The sequence below is a fragment of the Lelliottia sp. GFLA7 genome (assembly GCF_056490165.1).
In genome coordinates, this window is sequence record NZ_JBWLAQ010000011.1 from 84,060 (window position 1) to 101,883 (window position 17,824).

Here is a 17,824-nt window from a genome sequence, read left to right on the forward strand (position 1 = left end):
ATGGCTCCCTTATTGTTGACGGGCAAATTCAGCTAATAAAGGCCAGCGTTTAATCGCCGCCGCCAACTGTTCCCGTTGGGAAATATCGGTGTAATCTATTTCTGGCAATGAAAATGCCTGGCTAAGCGCCAAAAAATCGTTTTGGAATGTGTACCCCAGGCTAGAATCAACCGGCGTTGCAGGCTCATTATTATGCATTTTAGTTTCATCCCTTTATTAAAACCAAACGAACTACAGACGTAGAAAGGCTTCCTGCCAGCGAAAATTCATTTACATGCTAAATCTGATGCTCTTTAATTTCAATGTTAGGTTTATTTCTGCGCTTTCGCTAGTAAACTGAGATACAGGTAAATTAAACGCCAAGAGGGACACTGTGAACCCCATATTTTCAGTTGGTATCCAGTCATTGTGGTATGAATTGCGCCACATGCCAGCCGGCGGAGTCTGGTGGATTAGCACGGATCGCAATGACGATGCTATAAGTCTGGTGAATCAAACAATTGCAGCACAAGATAAGGGCGCAAAAGTCGCCGTTGTCACTATGGGTGAAGACCCTAAAAAAATCATCAGACTCAATGAAACGCGCGGTCCCGATAAAGTGCGTTTGTTTTCCATGCCCCATGAAGAAGATGGTCTATACTTTTTGCCCCGCGATATTCAATGCAGTATTGACCCTGAACATTATTTAGTGATCCTCAAATGCACAAATAATTTTTGGCAAAATATATCTTCAGAAAAATTGCGTCTGTGGCTGGAAAAGATCAATAAATGGGTGCGGGTTCAAAATTGTACGCTGCTGGTAATCAGCCCAGGCAGTAATAATGATAAGCAGTTCTCATTTTTAATGAGTGAATATCGATCCCTTTTTGGTCTTGCCAGCATCCGCCATCAGGCCGACAGCCATCTTTACGATATTGCTTTCTGGTGTAATGAAAAAGGCGTAAGCGCGCGGCAACAACTCACCCTTATGCATAATAATGGTGAGTGGCATGTTGCGCGGCAGGAAGAAACGGTCGTTCAGCCGCGTAATGATGAAAAACGCATTTTGAGTCACATTGCGGTATTAGAAGGTGCGCCTGCGCTTTCTGAATATTGGTCGCTGTTTGAAACCAACGAAGGTTTGTTTAACGAGGCCCGCACGACTCAGGCCGCCACGATTGTTTTTTCGCTCACTCAGAATAATCAAATTGAGGCGATTGCGCGGCAGATCCATACCTTGCGCCGTCAGCGCGGAAGCGCGTTGAAAATCGTCGTGCGTGAGAATACCACCAGCCTGCGCGCCACCGATGAGCGTCTGCTCCTGGGGTGTGGGGCAAACATGGTGATTCCGTGGAACGCGCCCCTTTCGCGCTGCTTAACATTGATCGAAAGCATTCAGGGCCAGCAGTTTAATCGCTACGTCCCGGAGGATATTTCGACGCTGCTTTCCATGACCCAGCCGATGAAACTGCGCGGCTATCAGAAGTGGGACACCTTCTGCGAAGCGGTCAGCAATATGATGAGCAACACGCTGTTGCCAGAAAATGGTAAAGGCGTGATGGTCGCGCTGCGCCCGGTTCCGGGCATTCGTATTGAACAGGCGCTGACGCTGTGTCGTCCAAACCGTACCGGCGATATCATGACCATTGGCGATAATCGTCTGGTGCTGTTTTTATCCTTCTGTCGGGTTAACGATCTGGATACCGCGCTGAACCACATATTCCCGCTGCCGACCGGCGATATCTTCTCTAACCGCATGATTTGGTTTGAAGACAACTTGATCAGCGCCGAAATCGTACAGATGCAAACGCTGGAACCTGAGCAGTGGGGCAAACCGCTGCTGATGGCGAGCGATGCGAAACCCGTTCTGAATGCTACGCATGACGGGCACGCCTGGCGCCGTACCCCTGAGCCGCTTCGTTTACTGAACGATGCGGAAGAGAGAGCTTCATCATGAATACCAGCGATATCATTCAGTTGGTGATCGTCTGCGCGATCATTTTCTTCCCGCTTGGCTACCTTGCACGCCATTCGCTGCGCCGTATTCGTGATACGACAAGATTGCTGTTTGCAAAACCCCGCTACGTCAAACCAGCAGGAACACTGAAACGGGCTACACACGTCAAGGCAAACCGAAAACATGACTAATTCTACTTATACTGCTTCGGCACCTTCGCCGCTTTGGCAATACTGGCGCGGCCTTTCCGGTTGGAACTTCTACTTTCTGGTGAAATTTGGTTTGCTGTGGGCGGGCTATCTGAATTTCCATCCGCTGTTAAACTTGGTGTTTATGGCATTTTTGCTGATGCCAATCCCCAACCTGAAGCTACACCGCCTGCGTCACTGGATAGCCATCCCGATTGGTTTTGTGCTGTTCTGGCACGACACCTGGCTGCCCGGCCCGGAAAGTATTATGAGCCAGGGTTCGCAGGTCGCGGGCTTTAGCGCGGGCTATATTCAGGATCTGGTCGAGCGGTTTATTAACTGGCAAATGATCGGCGCGATTTTCGTGCTGTTCATTGCGTGGCTTTTCCTGTCGCAATGGCTTCGCATCACGGTGTTCGTGGTGGCCATACTGATCTGGCTGAACGTGTTAACCCTGGCCGGCCCGAGCTTCTCTTTGTGGCCAGCCGGTCAAGCGACGGACACGGTCACCACCACGGGCGGTACGGCTGCGCCTACGGTCGCCACTGCCGGAGCTACGCCGGTCATTGGTGATATCCCGTCACAAACCGCGCCGCCGACCAACACCAATCTCAACGCCTGGCTTTCCAGTTTTTATAACGCAGAAGCCAAGCGCCAGACCAAATTCCCGGATGCGTTACCCGCCGATGCACAGCCGTTTGAACTGCTGGTGATTAACATTTGCTCCCTTTCGTGGGCGGACGTGGAAGCTGCCGGTTTGATGTCGCATCCGCTGTGGTCGCATTTCGATATTCAGTTCAAAGACTTCAACTCGGCCACCTCGTACAGCGGTCCGGCGGCGATTCGCCTGCTGCGCGCTAGCTGCGGTCAGCCGTCGCATAAGAATTTGTATCAGCCCGCAGCCAACCAGTGTTATCTGTTCGATAACCTCGAAAAACTGGGTTTCTCTCAGCACCTGATGCTCGGTCATAACGGTATTTTTGGCGGCTTCCTGAAAGAAGTGCGCGAAAACGGCGGCATGCATGCGCCGCTGATGGATCAAACGGGTCTTCCGGTTCCGCTGCTGGGCTTTGACGGTTCGCCAGTGTATGACGACACCGCCGTGCTACAACGCTGGCTGCAAACGGTCGACAAGGACAATAACGCGCGTAGCGCCACGTTCTACAACACGTTGCCGCTGCATGACGGGAACCACTATCCGGGCGTGAGCAAAACGGCGGATTACAAAGTGCGTGCGCAGAAATTCTTCGATGAGCTGGATGCGTTCTTTACCGAGCTGGAAAAATCTGGCCGTAAGGTGATGGTTGTGGTCGTGCCAGAACATGGCGGCGCGCTGAAAGGCGACAGAATGCAGGTGTCCGGGCTGCGCGATATTCCAAGCCCGTCGATCACCAACGTGCCTGCCGGGATTAAATTCTTTGGCATGAAAACCCCGCATCAGGGTGCGCCAATTGAGATTACCCAGCCAAGCAGCTATCTGGCGATTTCAGAACTGGTGGCGCGTGCGGTGGACGGGAAATTGTTTGTGGAGGACAGCGTGAACTGGAATCAGCTCACCAGCAGCCTGCCGCAGACGGCGGAAGTCTCCGAGAACGCCAACGCGGTAGTGATTCAGTATCAGGATAAACCGTACGTGCGGTTGAATGGCGGGGATTGGGTGCCGTATCCGCAGTAAGCGCTTTCCACTTATGGATGTAGATTGCTGCAACTTGATGATTTGCAGCATTTGCTCCCTCTCCATTTAGGGAGAGGGAGTACATTGTGCCAATCATCAATGTGTAGGGATTCCTCCACTCACGAGGAGAGGAGATCAATCATTGCTCCGCCAACCACACCAACATCTTCAGACTCGCCGAATAATAATCATCCTTCGCGGTGATATCCGGTTCGCCGGAGGATTGCCCCATCGTTAAATCACGCACTGCCAACAACCCACCTTCCATCATGTAAGGCGCGTATTCATTGGTCGTGACGTTCACCCAGGCGGGCGTTTTCTCGCGGCTGAATTGTCCAAACCAGCTGCGCCATGGCGTCAGTGACGGACTTTGCGGACTCGACCAGCGGATATACAGCGGAATACGGATCGCGTCATAGCTCATTCGCGGCGGCCAGGCGTTGGCCGGGGTCAGCTTGCCGCCCGCCGCCAGTGACATCCAGTCAGTCGGCAAATTCGCCGTGCCCGTGCCCATTTTGCCCAGCACCTTGTGCCCATCCTGAATCAGCTCGCGCCACACCTGCAAATGACTGCGATCGGCAAAGGCCTGCCAGGCAGGGAAAATAAAGTACGACGGATTCAAAATCACTTCGCTGTTGAGATTAAACCCCTGCGCGCCCGGCAGCATCACCCGGTAACCCGCATAGCGAATGACCGTGCGCGCCACCAGCGATTTGGTTATCGCATCGGATACCTGGCTGTAACGCGCGTCATGCCAGCGCGCGTCCGCTTTTAACAACGCCCAGGCGATCAGCGCGTCGCCATCGGAGGCATTATTTTTGTCAGGAATCGGGTCCGGCAGGACCGGATTGTAGCGCCAGTAAAACAGGCCGTTGCTTTTGTTTTTCAACGTACTGTCAGTCCAGTGCCAAAGCTTGTCGAACGCCGTTTTGTCATCGCTCGCCACTGCCATCAGCATGGCAAAGCCTTGCCCTTCGGTGTGCGAAACGTTGCCGTTGCCAGTGTCGACAACCCGGCCATCCGGCATCAAAAAGCGCGCTTTATAACTCTCCCAGGCCTGACCGGCCTGAGAGAACGGGGAAAATATCATAGTCATCATGACCGCCAGTGCGGCACATGCGGGCTTACGCATAATTAGCTCATTGTGGGTTGTGGTAACGGAATTGCACGTCTGAAAGGGAAAAAAGACGCTCGCGACTCACCGTCACGTGCGATTTTCCGCCCTGCCCCTGCATCCAGCGGACATAAAGCCCTTCCAGTATTGCACAGAAGGCATGACACCAGCGGCTTTGCTGATCCTCTACCCGGCTCACCGGCAGCGCCTGATGACGCAGCGTAAGATCGGTATCGCTGGTGTCGATCTCCACGCATCCCCAGCCAAAACGCGCCAGTTGCGCATTGATATTCGCTTCAAGTTCACCCACGGTTTCGGAGGCCGGGAGCGGATATTGATCGGCCAGCGCGATGCCCATCTGGCGTAGGAACGGCTGGCTTTCCAGCTCTCCCACGTTGCGTACCATGCCGTCCACGATCAGCGCCAGCAGATCAAACCAGCCTTCCGGCGTTTGCTGTCCGCGAAACCAGCCCAGCAGCGCAGGGTTTTCCAGTGTCGTTGTCATTATTTGTCTCCCAGCATGTAGCGGAAATAGAGGCCCGCCGTACTTTCGTTATAGCTGCCAAAGGTGTCATAACCCACTTTGCCGCCGATGGTCATGTCTTTGTTGACGTTGTAATCCACGCCAGCACGCATCGTATAGCCTATGCCGCTCTCAGAAGTGCCTTTGTACTGAGCCTCTTTGGTAAACCCAAGATCCGCCAGCGTTTCTAACGCTTTCTGGGCGTCAGGGCTGTCCGGGAAGTAATCGCTGCTGTCCTGGCTGTATGACTGATAGCCCACGGAGCCGCCGAGATTCAGTTTCCAGTTATCAAACTTCTGCGAATAATCGACAGGCAGCGAGACGCTAACGTAGTTTTGCGGGCTGAAATAGCCGCCCTGACCCATCGTGAACTGGCTAAGGTTTTTCGAGAAATCCATCCAGCCAATGCTGATCCCGGTTTGCACCTGACGGAAATCGTCGTGATACGGACGCACATACACACCCGCATTGGCGTTGATGCTGGTATTGCTTGCAACATTCTCGCCCAGATAGCTGTAACCACCACCGCCGACGTAAAAACCGGCATCGCCGTCATCGAAGCTCAGCTGCGCGGTGCCGCCGTTTTTGGTCACCCGTCCCCAGGTTTCGCCGGAATATTTATCCTTCATTCCCACGTAAGAAAGCAGGCTGTCGGTCACGGCTCGTCGTTCCCCCGTCAGAATGACCGACAGATAATTCGTGAGCTTCGGCGACCATTTCACGCCGCCCACCAGCGTGCTGAGATCCTGTCCCAGCGGAGTGCTGCCGATATCCAGCTTGTAGTCTTTGCCGCTCAACGCCATGTTTAGCTCAACGCCGTTGGCTTTTTGCGAGTCGGTTGACTCCGAGATCTTCTCGCCGGAATTGGGCTTATAAGTCGACTGGCTCAGCGCGGTAAGTTGCGGAGAATTCAGCAAGCGATCAAAACGCTCATAGCCAGGCTCAGTGAACGGCGTGAAATTCGACGCGTCTTGATAGGCGCTAAGATCGGTAAATGCCGGTCCATTAACGTTGTCATTGAGCGCGGCCTTCACTGCCGTACTGACGTTGCTGAGCGCATTTGCCAGCGGATTGGTACCGTAACGACGCCAGGCGTCACCGCTGGCACTGCCCGCACTCAACGTCACCGGTGTCGCGGTAAACTCGAAGCGCGATTCACCAAACGGCGAGCTGGACCAGGTCAGCGGCGCTTTGGCTTCGGTCAGTTTGCTGGTGCCCGATTCACCGTCGCGACCGCGCACCTCGACTCCACCTTGCAGCCACATGCCAGTCTGCTCATCCATCCGCTGCATCATGTCATCAACCTGGCGCAGCGTGCGGCTTTGGGCCGTCTCCTGCGGCAAATCGGTACGCGTGGTGCCCGGCAGCGTGGTGCCCGGCTCGCGTGCGGTTTGCGCCAGTTGCCACGGCAATGCGCTGTCGCTGGACGTTGTCGCGCCCACCGCCTGTGACGAACGGCTGGTGGTCATGAACGGGTTATCCGCCAGCAATAAACCGCCCATGGTCGGCGTGGCAGAGCTGTTGGTCGACTGCAGACCCAGCAGCTTGCCGCGCGCGCTGCGCAGATACGTCATCGCCTGCTGATGATTGCCCTGCGCCTCTTCCAGGCGTGCCAACAAAATCAGACGCTGCGGCGAAGTATCGCTTTGCAGGCCGTTGGCGAGATGTTTCGCTTTGACCACGTTATCTTCGGCCAGCGCCACGTCGATTGCGCCCACGCGAGCATCCTGAGTTGGCGTGTCGCGGGTCATCAGGTAGTCGTAAACCACGCCCGCTTCTTTGTTCATTTTGCCGGTCTGATACAGACGCGCCATCGCAAACATCAGATCGGTATTTTGCGGATCGCTTTGCAGGGCGCGAATCAGCTTGTCATACGCCGCCGCATAGTTGCCCTGCTCGCGGAGCTGATCCGCTTCGTTGATCACATAGCCGTTTCGCACGCCCGCAAGCTGCGTTGGCGTGCTGCGCGACAACAGTTCTGGATTCGAGAGGAAACTCTGCGCTTCGCCGTTCAGCCCGGCCTGATTCAGCACCGCCACCTGATCGGCATAATCACCCGCGTTCCCCTTCACGCCTTCACGCATATTGCTGCGCACCACCGACACCGCGGTAGTGAGGTCACCACTTTGCGCCAACATTCGCGCCAGTTTGCCCGCATCTGCCGGGCTTTCCGGCGGACGCGCCGACAGCGTTTTAAGCGTGTTCGCCGCTGCCACTGAGTTACCCTGCGCCAGATAGCGTTCAGCTGTCGCCATTTGTAGATTGGTGTTCACGCGCTGCGCCAGCTCGCGCATTTGCGGCGTCTGGCTGGCAGGAGAAACGCGCGACAGCAGGCTTTGAGATTGCTGCCATGCCCCACTTTCGCTGGCGAATAACGCTGCCGCGTACAGGGAACTTGCGCCCGCCCCCGGACGAGACGCGGGCTGCATCACCGCCGCAGCTTCGCCATCCGCGCCTGATTTTTGCAGCAAGCGTGCCAGATCGAGACGCAACCATGGGTCATCCGGTAAACGCGCTATGCCCTGACGCAGAATGCCGATCGCCTGTTCAGTATTGCCGTTGGCCGCCGCCTGCTGCGCCTGACGACGAATCGGATCGCCAGGCAAACCCGCCACCACACGCGGCTGGAGCTTCGCCTGCAAACTCTCTGGCAACGTGCGCAGCATCGCCTGTGCGTCTTCCGTTTTGTTCTGCTCTTTCAGAACGTAATAGAGATTTTCCCGCGCCGCGCCGTTTTGCGGCTGCTGGTTAATCAACTCACGCAGCGTCTGTTCGGCCTGCGGATAGTCTTTGTTATGGCGCAGCACGTCGGCGCGGAACAGTTTGGCCGCCGTTCCACGTTCGCCACTTTGCTGCACCAGCGGTGCGGAGAGCGCCAGCGCCTGGCTGACGTTGCCCTCTTTCAGCGCCTGCTGCGCCTGGGCGAGCTGACCGTAAAATGCGGCGTCGTCGGCCTGCGTTTGGCGCGCCGTTGACGCGTCTCCACCCTGGCTGGCGGCGCGACCGAGATATTGCGCAGCCGCCTGATAGTCACCGCTGCGCTGAGCGATATACCCCATTCCCGCCAGCGCGTCGGCGTCCTGCGGGTTGGTTTGCAGCACCTGCTCAAACTGACGTTTTGCCGCGTCGGTATTGCCGCTGTTCAGCGCGGTATAGCCTTCGCCTTTCGCGGCACCGCCGATGTTTTTGCGATAGTACGCCTGCACTTCGCTGTCCTGCGGATGGCGTTGCAGCCAGGTGTCGTAGAACTGCTCGTCACCCGCTTTAGGTCCCAGCCACAGCAGCGCCTGACGTAAACCGGCATCCGCGTCTTTGCTGCCGCTCGCCATTTGTTGTAACTGGATAATCCCGTCGCGGCGCGTGCTTTCCTGCCAGGTCAGCATTTTGCCCAGCGCCACGCGCGCGGCGTTGTCCTGCGGGTTTTGCGCCGCAAAGCGCTGTAATTCCGCGAGCGCCTGTGGATAGAGTGATTTATCGCTGCCCATGGTCTGGTAATACTCGGGCGCCAGACTTGCAGGTGGCGTGTCACCGCTGAACAGCGTTTTCCAGGTCGCCAGCGCGGCGGGAATATTGCCGCTCCGCGCCTGCTGACGGGCCAGGGTCAGCGTGCCCTGCGGGACTTGCGTCATCTGTTTGGCATTATCCAGCGATTGCAAACCCGCATCGCCCGGCGAGACTTTTGCCAGCCGCGCACGCCACTGCGCCGCGCCCTGCAAATCACCGTTTTGCTGCGCCCACAGCGCCATCAGATACAGCGCCTGGGTGTTGTTGGCATCAACCATCAACACCTTTTTGAGCGATTCGCTCGCCAGATCGTCATGGGATTTTTCGTGCCAGTAGTTGGCCTGGTCGAACAACGCTTTCAGCGCCGCATCGTTTTGCGCCGCATAAGCCGACGATCCAAATGCCAGCACGCCGGAGAGACAGATTGCCGATTTAATGGTTATTTTTTTCACTTTCCTGTCTCCGGATTCAAACGCTTACGCGCGCGCTTTTTCAGCCAGGCATACAGCCCCAGACCGCAAAGCGTACTCATGATCAGCCCCAGAATCGCCAGCAGCGCCGAGTGCTGGTTGGCGTACCAGACAATCATCATCTGGGTCGGCATTTCGCCGCTCGGGAACTGCGACCCCACGCGGAAGCTGCGTACGCCGTTTTCGTTGGTGATAATGGCCGCGTCACCGCGAATCCCGGCGTTGATGCGCGCAGAAGTTAAATCGTCATGCAGACGGGCTAACTGCTCGTCGTTACTGCCGAGCGCCATCACCACCAGACGATCGCTGCTCCATGGGGAACGGAAGCTGACAAACCCGCGCCAGGCTTCGTTCGAGGAGAAATAGCGGTCGGCTTCGACACCATCAGATGTCCAGTCGCCCGCCAGCCAGCGTTGCAGTTTCTGCCACGTTGACGGGGTGCGGACGCCCAGCGTGTTGTCATGGGAAGTAAACGGTGAACCGCTCAACAGTGCCTGGTTGAAGTCGTGCTGCGCCATGCCGCTGACCGCCAGAACATCCCGCGTGCGCAGCAGTTCGAGGTTACCACCCGCCGTCGGTACGCCGAGCACTACGCGGTTGTTGTACAGCGCCGTGCCGGTGGCATTGCCGGAACGCGCCGCCATATCCAGCAGCGTGGCGATTTGCGTTTCGGTCGGCTGCTCAGGTAGCAGCAGAACGGTTTGCGAATAATCGGCCAGACGCGTGAACGGGAAGGATGCGCCGACAAAATAGGAAAGATTCGGCAAGAGCGAGAAGTGGCGCGTGTGGCTCAGATCGATCCACGAATCTTCGTCAATGCGGCTCTTGATGTTGTTGTTCATCAGCACGCTACACGGCGCGTTCTCTTTCGCCGTGATGTTGAAATAGAGCGACAACTGGTTGTCACCGTAAATCATGTACGGCTCCAGCGGCATGTCGAACTTCTCCTGCCGCGCGTCGCCACCCACTTTATGCCACAGCGTTTCCAGCGCGCCCTGTTTGTTGACCGGCAGGTTGTGCAGGAATGTGTCGTTCATGGTCATGCTGAGCCAGGACTTGTTCTCGTCGATCCAACTTTCGGTCGGGAAACGGTAGCCGATATGCAGCGGAATGGTTTCGCCGTCCCACAGGAACAGATCCGGGGCCGCGCGGAATGCCACGCGCAGCGGCGCATGCCAGATCCCGGTGACGGTCAGGCTTTGATCCTTGCGGATCAGCTCTGAGAGCTTCACCGGACGATCGGTTGGGATCCAGCGCGGCGCGTCGTAAGGTTTGCTGGCCGGGATCGTCTGCGTGGGGATCGCCATGCTGGCGGTTTGCTGCGTGAAATTGCCCCGCGTCAGTCGCCATGCGGCGGTGCGCAGCGCGGCTTCATCGTTACCGACGATCAGCAGCAGTTTATAAACCGGGTTCGCCGGGTTATCGATAATCTGCAGCATCGGCTGAGAAGACTGCGGCAGCGTCAGGCCGCCGATTTTCTCGCCCGGATGGCCAATCAGAATGCCATTTTTCTCGGGTAGCGTGTCGTGCAGCGCGGCAAATGAGACGCCGCGATAATCCGCCTGAATGCCGAGCCAGGAGGAGATCGATGCCGCTGCACCGAGCGTATCGCTGCTGAGCGTGGGCCCAAAGGCGAAAGCAATCGTGGCGGGTGTCATCTGCATCGAATCAAAGAACGGGCGCGGGAAATGGCTGAGATCCGCGCCGATATCGAGCTGCTGGCCTTCCAAATCAAAGCGAGAATCCGGCAGGATGGTGACGCGGTATTTTTCCGACAGATCGCGCTGGCACTGCATCGCATCGCCATCGTTAATCTTGAAGCTCAGGCTGTTGCTGGATACCAACAGCGCAGCGGGGATATCCAGCTGGAAGCGAGACACGTCGCTGTCCGCCGCACCCAGCGGCACGGTACCGAGCGGCTGGCCGTTGAGCATCAGCTGCATAGTGGCGTTGCGCGTTGCCATTGCCGGAGAGACTTTCAGGTTTAGCGACAACTGCGCGTTGGTGATGACCTGATCCATCGGCAGAGTGAAGTTCATCCCGCCCTGTAACTGGCCGCCGCTGAGCACCAGGCCCTGCGACTGGCCCATCTGCGCCACACTGATACTGTTTACCGTGGACGGCACAAAATTGGCCAGCACTGGCGCGGTCGGCGCGGGCATTTCTACCGGCAAGAGCGCCTCAACAGAGGTTTCTTCGCCATGCAGCGGCAGCGCAAATAAGGAAGCCGCCAGCAAAGTCAGTTTTGTCAGATGCTTCATGCGTTGCCGTCCTCCTGCACCTGCGCTTGCGCGCGGCGGTTCTCCCGGCGCGTTTTCCACGTCAGCCAGAAGAGATCAAATACGCAGCGCACGATCGTCAGCAGCGAACGGAACGGATTATCCTGCGGTTTTGGCGGTTGGATCCACGCATCAGCGCGAGCCAGCACCACGCGCACCAGTTCACGGCGGCGCGCCAGCGGAATCTCTTCAAACATCAGGCGGATATACTCTTCGTCTGTGGCGACCACTTTCACCGGAATGCTGATCGCCCCCGATTGCAGCAGGAGTTCCACTTCTTCGATTTCATCCGTCAGATGGCGTTCATCCGGCAGTTCAATGCGGCAACCGCCCATCGATAAATCCGCCGTCTGGCTGCGGGAAGAGATCCCGCTGGCGTAGTGGATCAGCACCGGGATTTTGACGTCGATACGAATAGTTTTGCGCGTCTGGCGCGTTTCACGGGCGACGGCAATCGCCGCCAGCAGGAAGATCAGGCTGTAAAGCCCCCAACCGACATTGAGCGCGATAACGCTGGGATCGACGCCGTAGTAGTCGTGGGCGCATGCGCGAACAATACCGGCAATAACGCCGATGGCCAGCAGAATGGCGATCACCAGATGCGGGCGCACAACCCGGAAATCGAAGTAGCCGACGTTAAGCAGCGCGCCTTTATCCGTCACGTTGAACTTGCCGCGCTTCGGGAAAATCATGGTCACAGCGGTTGGCAATACCAGGTGGAATGCCAGCACCAGATCGTAGATTTCACCCCAGAAGCTGTAGCGATAGCGGCCGTTCATCCGCGAGTTGAGGTAAATCGCCAGGAACAGGTGCGGCAGCGCATAGGCAAACACCAGCCCCGCCGACGAGTGAATGATGTTGAGGTTGAACAGCAGATAGGCCAGCGGCGCGGTTAAGAACGCGATGCGCGGCAGTGCGAACTGATAATAGAGCATGGCGCTGAGGTAGCACAGGCGCTGCTGAATCGTCAGCCCGCGGCCTAACAGTGGGTTATCCAGACGGAAAATTTGCGTCATGCCGCGCGCCCAGCGGGTACGCTGGATGACGTGCAGAACCAGGCGTTCGGTGGCAAGACCGGCGGCCAGGGGAATATCGAGGAACGCGGATTTCCAACCGAGACGCTGCATTTTCAACGCGGTGTGCGCATCTTCGGTGACGGTTTCCACGGCGAAGCCGCCGATCTCTTCCAATGCGCTACGGCGGATAACCGCACAGGAGCCGCAGAAGAACGTGGCGTTCCAGTTGTCATTGCCCTGCTGAATCGGGCCGTAGAACAGCGTCCCTTCATTCGGGATATTTCGCCCGACGGAGAGGTTGCGTTCGAACGGATCTGGCGAATAGAAATAGTGCGGCGTTTGCACAAGCGCCAGCTTGGGATCTTTCAGGAACCCGCCCACGGTGGCTTGCAGGAAAATACGCGTGGCGACGTGGTCACAGTCAAATACCGTGATCAGCTCGCCCTGCGTCAGCTTCATCGCGTGGTTCAGGTTACCCGCTTTGGCGTGGGAGTTGTCGTTACGGGTGATATAACCCACACCAACGTCTGCCGCGAAGACGGCAAACTCACGGCGCTTCCCGTCATCGAGCAGGTAGATTTTCATTTTGTCGCGCGGGTAGTCGATACACTGCGCGGCCAGCACCGTATCACGCACCACGTCCAGCGATTCGTTATAGGTTGGGATGTAGACGTCAACCGTCGGCCATTTCGACATGTCGTCGGGCAGCGGGACAATTTCACGCTTCAGCGGCCAGACGGTTTGCAGGTAGTTGAGCAGCAAAAGCACCCAGACGTAGACTTCCGCCAGAAATAACCCCATGCCGAGTATTGTTTCAATCTCAGAATTAAAATGCAGGGTTTGCGTCAGGCGGAAATACATATAGCGGGTCGACATCAATAATGACATCACCACCATAATCACGGAAATACTGCGTCTTTTGCTAAAGCCCATTAAAAACAGAAGGCCAATACTAATAAAGCCAAAGATATATTGTTTCTGGCTGTCCATCGGCGTGATGATGATGAGCAAGGCAACAGGAATCATTGCTAAGGCCAGCAAAATAAATAGAAACTTTTTCATAGGTTGCTCTGCCTGAGTTTAGAACCCTGAATGACGCGGAAGGGTGTGAACAGTACCGTCACCCACTTTCACCCCAAGAATACCCGCGACTTTTTTGGCAATAAGCTCAATGTCGAAGGCTGCGGCGGATGCCGGACTGAAGTCAAATACGGACTGTTGGGAGGCATTTGCTTCGCCAACGCTTTCATCGCGGTGCACAACGCCCAACAATTTGTCGCCAAGTTTATTTTCGACAAAGGCCGTCACATCACGACTGATTTGTCGGCGGTTGTCGCTTTGATTGAGGATAAAATAGTGCCCGGCTTTATGATTGAGCGCGCCGCCCGTCAGGCGTTGATTCTCAATTTGTGGCAACAGAGAAAGTGAAGCGGTGTCCGCCATCAGCGTAATCAAGTGCAGATCCGCCAGGCGCGACATTGCTTTTAAGGCTGGCGACGGTCCCGGTGGGAAATCGGCAATAATAATCAGCCCCGGATAATTCAAAAGGGTGCTTAAACCGCGCGTGAGGAAATGCTCATCATGGGTGAGGCGTTCTTCAAACGCCATGCGTTGCGGTTCGGTGGCATCACCGTATGGGAGTACAAACAGGTTTCCACCGGCAGTCAGCACAAACTGACTCCAGTCGGAGGATTCTGCTGCTCTGGCAACGTAGCCACGGGTGTCGGAAAGCGGCACGCCAAAATGCAGACGCAGCGCGTTTTGCACATCGAAATCCAGCGCTAAAACCTTGCTTCCCGAGCGCGCGAGCGCATAGGCCAGATTTGCGGTCATGGTCGTCTTACCCACGCCGCCTTTTGGCGAACAAATGCAAACTAACGGCATGTGGCGATCCTTTCCAGCAGGGAATTCAGGGGCTGATTTTTTTCAGCGGTGGGCTTCGGGGTGTTCGTCGCAGGAGCGAACAGACGCGAGAAATTCACCTCAGCAGGCGCAGGCATAACGGCGCGGGTCGATTCAGGTGCAGGTGCAGGTGCAGGTGCAGGTGCAGCAGATACAGTGTCAGGCGTAACGGCAAGCTGTTCGGCAACGTCATGTAATATCGAAGGGGCATCATGAGACACCGGCTCAATCACAACCTTATCAGGCACGAAGGCAGCATCCGTCAGCGCAAATGCCTCTGGAGTGACAGGTTGAGGAACGGATAAAGAGACGTGTCCTCCGGCGGCAAGGGCATTTGTTTCCGTTGCAGGAAGAAGTTGATTAAGAATGGCCCAACTTCCTTGCTCGCTCACCTGATTTTGTCCGGAGAAGTCTTTAAAATCGAGCGCCTGATTGCGCGTTTTGTCCTTAAATCGCTGCAAATCATCATAATGATTCATAGTTATACTCATGATTTACAAATGAATAATGTACACACCACAGTTTGACTCACGTGGTCATTTACGATCGACAGACGAGTTTTATTCAGGTGTAGGTATACAGTTACGTTGCAGAGTTAACTGAACGCTTATTATGGGCATGCTTAAATTATGGTTTTAATGCCGGATTGTTTATTTACGACTTAACAGTAAACATCGACTCGACACATGCTAACTGTTTTTGATCGAAAAAAACACGGTGCGCTTATTGGCTTAACTAAAATAAATTCATGGGGTTATATTTTATATAAAACTCACAAATCCAGATTTAAATAGTGATTTAAAATGATTTGTTAGATTTAATATCTACTTACGGTGACCATTGATTTAATAAAAAGTTACCCTGTGAAATATTTAGAAATACTTTTTCGTCGTTAGTTTTTACCGATTTTCGTTAACTCCTTATTCTTACTAATATTCTTTCCAGGCCTACTACTTTAGGGGGGCTTAATATACGCGCACGCAAAAAAAAGGGAGCCAGTGGCTCCCTCTGGTTATTCTGCGCTTCGCAGTGAAATTTCGCCACCAACCCACGGCTTCACAATACCGTCCTGTTCGAGCAGGAGAGCACCTTGAGCATTGATACCACGAGAGGTGCCAAAGATTTCCTTATCACCAATAATCAGTTTCACCGGGCGGTTGATAAAATTATCCAGTTTTTCCCAACGACTCAGGAACGGTGACAGCCCGTCTTGCTCAAAGAGGGTTAACGCCTCACGTAATTCTTTAATAAGGCGAACAGCGAGGGTATTACGATCAATAGTTACGCCCGCTTCCTGCAGCGTGATCCAGCCCTGATTGACCACATCCGTCTGCACGTTCCGCATGACCATATTAAGACCCGCACCGATCACGATCTGCGCAGCATCCCCGGTTTTCCCCGTCATTTCGACCAAAATACCTGCAAGTTTCCGATCGTTCAGATAGAGGTCGTTAGGCCATTTTACGCGGACTTTATCAGCGCCCAAGTCGTGAAGCACTTCAGCAATCACAATACCGATCACCAGACTTAAACCGATGGCGGCAGCCGGACCTTGCTCAAGACGCCAGAACATTGAGAGATAGAGATTTGCGCCAAACGGTGAGAACCACTTGCGCCCTCGACGTCCCCGACCGGCCTGCTGGTACTCAGCAACGCAGCTGTCACCAGAGTTCAGTTCATTGATACGTTCTAGTAAATACTGGTTTGTGGAATCAATAACGGGCAGAACGGTCACTTTTCCCTGCTTCAACTGGCTGCGAATGACGTCCTCATCCAGTAGCTGAATAGGTTCCGGTAAGCTATAGCCTTTTCCGGGTACCGTGAAAACATCAACTCCCCAGTCGCGCAGGGTCTGAATGTGTTTATTGATCGCCGCACGACTCATGCCCAGGCGCTCGCCCAGTTGCTCGCCCGAGTGAAATTCACCATCAGCAAGAATGCTGATCAGCGTTAATGGAACGGTATTATCTCTCACGCAATCGTCTCCACGGCATTCACTTCACCAGTACGCCCGATAAAACGGACCTCTGGCTCAAGCCAAACCCCGAATTTATCGCCAACGCATTGGCGAACATAATGGGCCAAAGCAACGACATCTTCGCTGGTCGCATTATTTTCATTGATCAGTACCAGCGCTTGCTGGCGATGGACCGCAGCACCACCTTTTACCGAACCTTTGAGCTGACATTGATCGATTAGCCATCCAGCGGCGAGCTTCACGTATCCATCTGCTTGCGGATAATGCGGCGCGTTAGGCCATTCAGCGAGCAATTTTTCTGCCGTTTCGGAGCTAATAACAGGGTTTTTAAAGAAACTACCGGCATTTCCATTCACTTTGGGATCAGGAAGTTTCGTCATTCGCATATGACATACCGCGTCGAAAACTTCACGTGCAGTGACTTTTAGCGGATCGAGACGGGTTAAATCACCGTAAGTTAATACCGGCTGCCAACGTTTTGCGAGGCGCAAACCCACGTACACGATGACATAACGATCCTGATATTCGTGTTTGAAAATACTGTCCCGGTAACCAAAGCGGCACTGTTCCGCAGTCAGGCGACTCGTTTTGCCTGTCGCCAGTTCGATGCAGTCGACATAGTCACAAACATGTTTAAGTTCAATGCCATAAGCACCGATGTTCTGAATGGGGGATGAGCCTACACAACCCGGGATCAGCGCCAGATTTTCCAGGCCAGCCATCCCATTTTCAAGCGTGAATTGCACCAGTTTATGCCAGTTTTCGCCCGCGCCTACATGCAGGTGCCAGCTATCATCCGTTTCACTAACCTCAATGCCCATAATGCGGTTAATAATGACTGTACCGGCAAAATCTTCAAGAAAGAGGACGTTACTTCCCTCACCGAGAATCAGAACGGGTTGATGATTTTCAGTCGCCATGTTCCACGCATCAAGAAGTTGATGAGTATTGTCGGCACGTACGATGTTATCGGCAATTCGTTGAATACCAAAGGTATTCCAGGGCTTAAGGTTATGGTTCATAGACGCTATCCTGATGCAATTTCTGCGATAGTTTACCGTATATGTGAGTCGATAGGGGATTAGTTTGACAGGAGGGAGTCTGCGATCTTACACAAAAACACAAGCAAAAAACCCCGGACCTTGCGGACCGGGGTTCTTCTTTATTGATGCCTGGCAGTTCCCTACTCTCACATGGGGAGACCCCACACTACCATCGGCGCTACGGCGTTTCACTTCT

Annotated in this window: 13 protein-coding genes; 3 read left to right on the forward strand and 10 right to left on the reverse strand. The window is 54.8% G+C overall.

Annotated elements, in window-relative coordinates:
- Positions 1 to 9 precede the first annotated feature (9 nt).
- Positions 10 to 198: a cellulose biosynthesis protein BcsR gene (bcsR, locus tag AC07RN_RS19660; RefSeq protein ID WP_015960892.1), complete on the reverse strand. Its 189-nt coding sequence runs from the start codon at positions 196 to 198 to the stop codon at positions 10 to 12.
- Positions 199 to 373: 175 nt separating this feature from the next.
- Between bcsR and bcsE the strand changes: the two genes are divergently transcribed.
- From bcsE to bcsG, 3 genes are read left to right on the forward strand one after another with little or no spacing between them, the layout of a single operon-like run.
- Positions 374 to 1,936: a cellulose biosynthesis c-di-GMP-binding protein BcsE gene (gene bcsE, locus AC07RN_RS19665; protein ID WP_478337104.1), complete on the forward strand. Its 1,563-nt coding sequence runs from the start codon at positions 374 to 376 to the stop codon at positions 1,934 to 1,936.
- The gene (bcsF, locus tag AC07RN_RS19670; protein WP_041689557.1) at positions 1,930 to 2,127 is read left to right on the forward strand and encodes a cellulose biosynthesis protein BcsF; all 198 of its coding nucleotides are present in this window, start codon (positions 1,930 to 1,932) and stop codon (positions 2,125 to 2,127) included. The genes bcsE and bcsF overlap by 7 nt, the downstream gene beginning before the upstream one ends.
- The gene (gene bcsG / locus AC07RN_RS19675) at positions 2,120 to 3,799 is read left to right on the forward strand and encodes a cellulose biosynthesis protein BcsG (protein WP_478337105.1); all 1,680 of its coding nucleotides are present in this window, start codon (positions 2,120 to 2,122) and stop codon (positions 3,797 to 3,799) included. The genes bcsF and bcsG overlap by 8 nt, the downstream gene beginning before the upstream one ends.
- A 139-nt stretch (positions 3,800 to 3,938) precedes the next feature.
- On the opposite strand, the gene AC07RN_RS19680 is transcribed toward bcsG, so the two are convergent.
- The 9 genes from AC07RN_RS19680 to murB form a co-directional block, all read right to left on the reverse strand.
- Entirely contained in the window at positions 3,939 to 4,931 is a 993-nt protein-coding gene (locus tag AC07RN_RS19680) for a family 8 glycosyl hydrolase (RefSeq protein WP_478337106.1), read from the reverse strand.
- A gap of 7 nt (positions 4,932 to 4,938) precedes the next feature.
- Positions 4,939 to 5,418 carry a cellulose biosynthesis protein BcsD gene (bcsD, locus tag AC07RN_RS19685; protein WP_015960897.1) on the reverse strand — a complete coding sequence of 160 codons (480 nt, stop codon included), beginning with the start codon at positions 5,416 to 5,418 and terminating at the stop codon, positions 4,939 to 4,941.
- Complete coding sequence (locus AC07RN_RS19690) at positions 5,418 to 9,392, reverse strand: cellulose biosynthesis protein BcsC (protein ID WP_478337107.1); 3,975 nt, start codon at positions 9,390 to 9,392, stop codon at positions 5,418 to 5,420. Before AC07RN_RS19690 ends, bcsD begins: the two co-directional genes overlap by 1 nt.
- Entirely contained in the window at positions 9,389 to 11,671 is a 2,283-nt protein-coding gene (gene bcsB, locus AC07RN_RS19695) for a cellulose biosynthesis cyclic di-GMP-binding regulatory protein BcsB (RefSeq protein WP_478337108.1), read from the reverse strand. Before bcsB ends, AC07RN_RS19690 begins: the two co-directional genes overlap by 4 nt.
- Complete coding sequence (gene bcsA, locus AC07RN_RS19700) at positions 11,668 to 13,767, reverse strand: UDP-forming cellulose synthase catalytic subunit (protein WP_478337109.1); 2,100 nt, start codon at positions 13,765 to 13,767, stop codon at positions 11,668 to 11,670. The genes bcsB and bcsA overlap by 4 nt, the downstream gene beginning before the upstream one ends.
- An 18-nt stretch (positions 13,768 to 13,785) precedes the next feature.
- The gene (gene bcsQ, locus AC07RN_RS19705) at positions 13,786 to 14,589 is read right to left on the reverse strand and encodes a cellulose biosynthesis protein BcsQ (protein WP_015960901.1); all 804 of its coding nucleotides are present in this window, start codon (positions 14,587 to 14,589) and stop codon (positions 13,786 to 13,788) included.
- On the reverse strand, positions 14,580 to 15,086 hold the full coding sequence (gene bcsO / locus AC07RN_RS19710) for a cellulose biosynthesis protein BcsO (protein WP_478337110.1): 507 nt from the start codon (positions 15,084 to 15,086) through the stop codon (positions 14,580 to 14,582). The genes bcsQ and bcsO overlap by 10 nt, the downstream gene beginning before the upstream one ends.
- Before the next feature lie 533 nt (positions 15,087 to 15,619).
- Positions 15,620 to 16,582 carry a bifunctional biotin--[acetyl-CoA-carboxylase] ligase/biotin operon repressor BirA gene (gene birA, locus AC07RN_RS19715; RefSeq protein WP_478337111.1) on the reverse strand — a complete coding sequence of 321 codons (963 nt, stop codon included), beginning with the start codon at positions 16,580 to 16,582 and terminating at the stop codon, positions 15,620 to 15,622.
- Positions 16,579 to 17,607 carry a UDP-N-acetylmuramate dehydrogenase gene (murB, locus tag AC07RN_RS19720; protein ID WP_478337112.1) on the reverse strand — a complete coding sequence of 343 codons (1,029 nt, stop codon included), beginning with the start codon at positions 17,605 to 17,607 and terminating at the stop codon, positions 16,579 to 16,581. Before murB ends, birA begins: the two co-directional genes overlap by 4 nt.
- Between the last annotated feature and the right edge of the window lie 217 nt (positions 17,608 to 17,824).

Coding starts and splice junctions, on each gene's coding strand:
- bcsB (WP_478337108.1), bottom strand. CDS start 11,671: ATGAAGCATCTGACAAAACTGACTTTGCTGGCGGCTTCCTTATTTGCG.
- bcsR (WP_015960892.1), bottom strand. CDS start 198: ATGCATAATAATGAGCCTGCAACGCCGGTTGATTCTAGCCTGGGGTAC.
- bcsG (WP_478337105.1), top strand. CDS start 2,120: ATGACTAATTCTACTTATACTGCTTCGGCACCTTCGCCGCTTTGGCAA.
- AC07RN_RS19680 (WP_478337106.1), bottom strand. CDS start 4,931: ATGCGTAAGCCCGCATGTGCCGCACTGGCGGTCATGATGACTATGATA.
- bcsO (WP_478337110.1), bottom strand. CDS start 15,086: ATGAATCATTATGATGATTTGCAGCGATTTAAGGACAAAACGCGCAAT.
- murB (WP_478337112.1), bottom strand. CDS start 17,607: ATGAACCATAACCTTAAGCCCTGGAATACCTTTGGTATTCAACGAATT.
- bcsD (WP_015960897.1), bottom strand. CDS start 5,418: ATGACAACGACACTGGAAAACCCTGCGCTGCTGGGCTGGTTTCGCGGA.
- bcsQ (WP_015960901.1), bottom strand. CDS start 14,589: ATGCCGTTAGTTTGCATTTGTTCGCCAAAAGGCGGCGTGGGTAAGACG.
- bcsA (WP_478337109.1), bottom strand. CDS start 13,767: ATGAAAAAGTTTCTATTTATTTTGCTGGCCTTAGCAATGATTCCTGTT.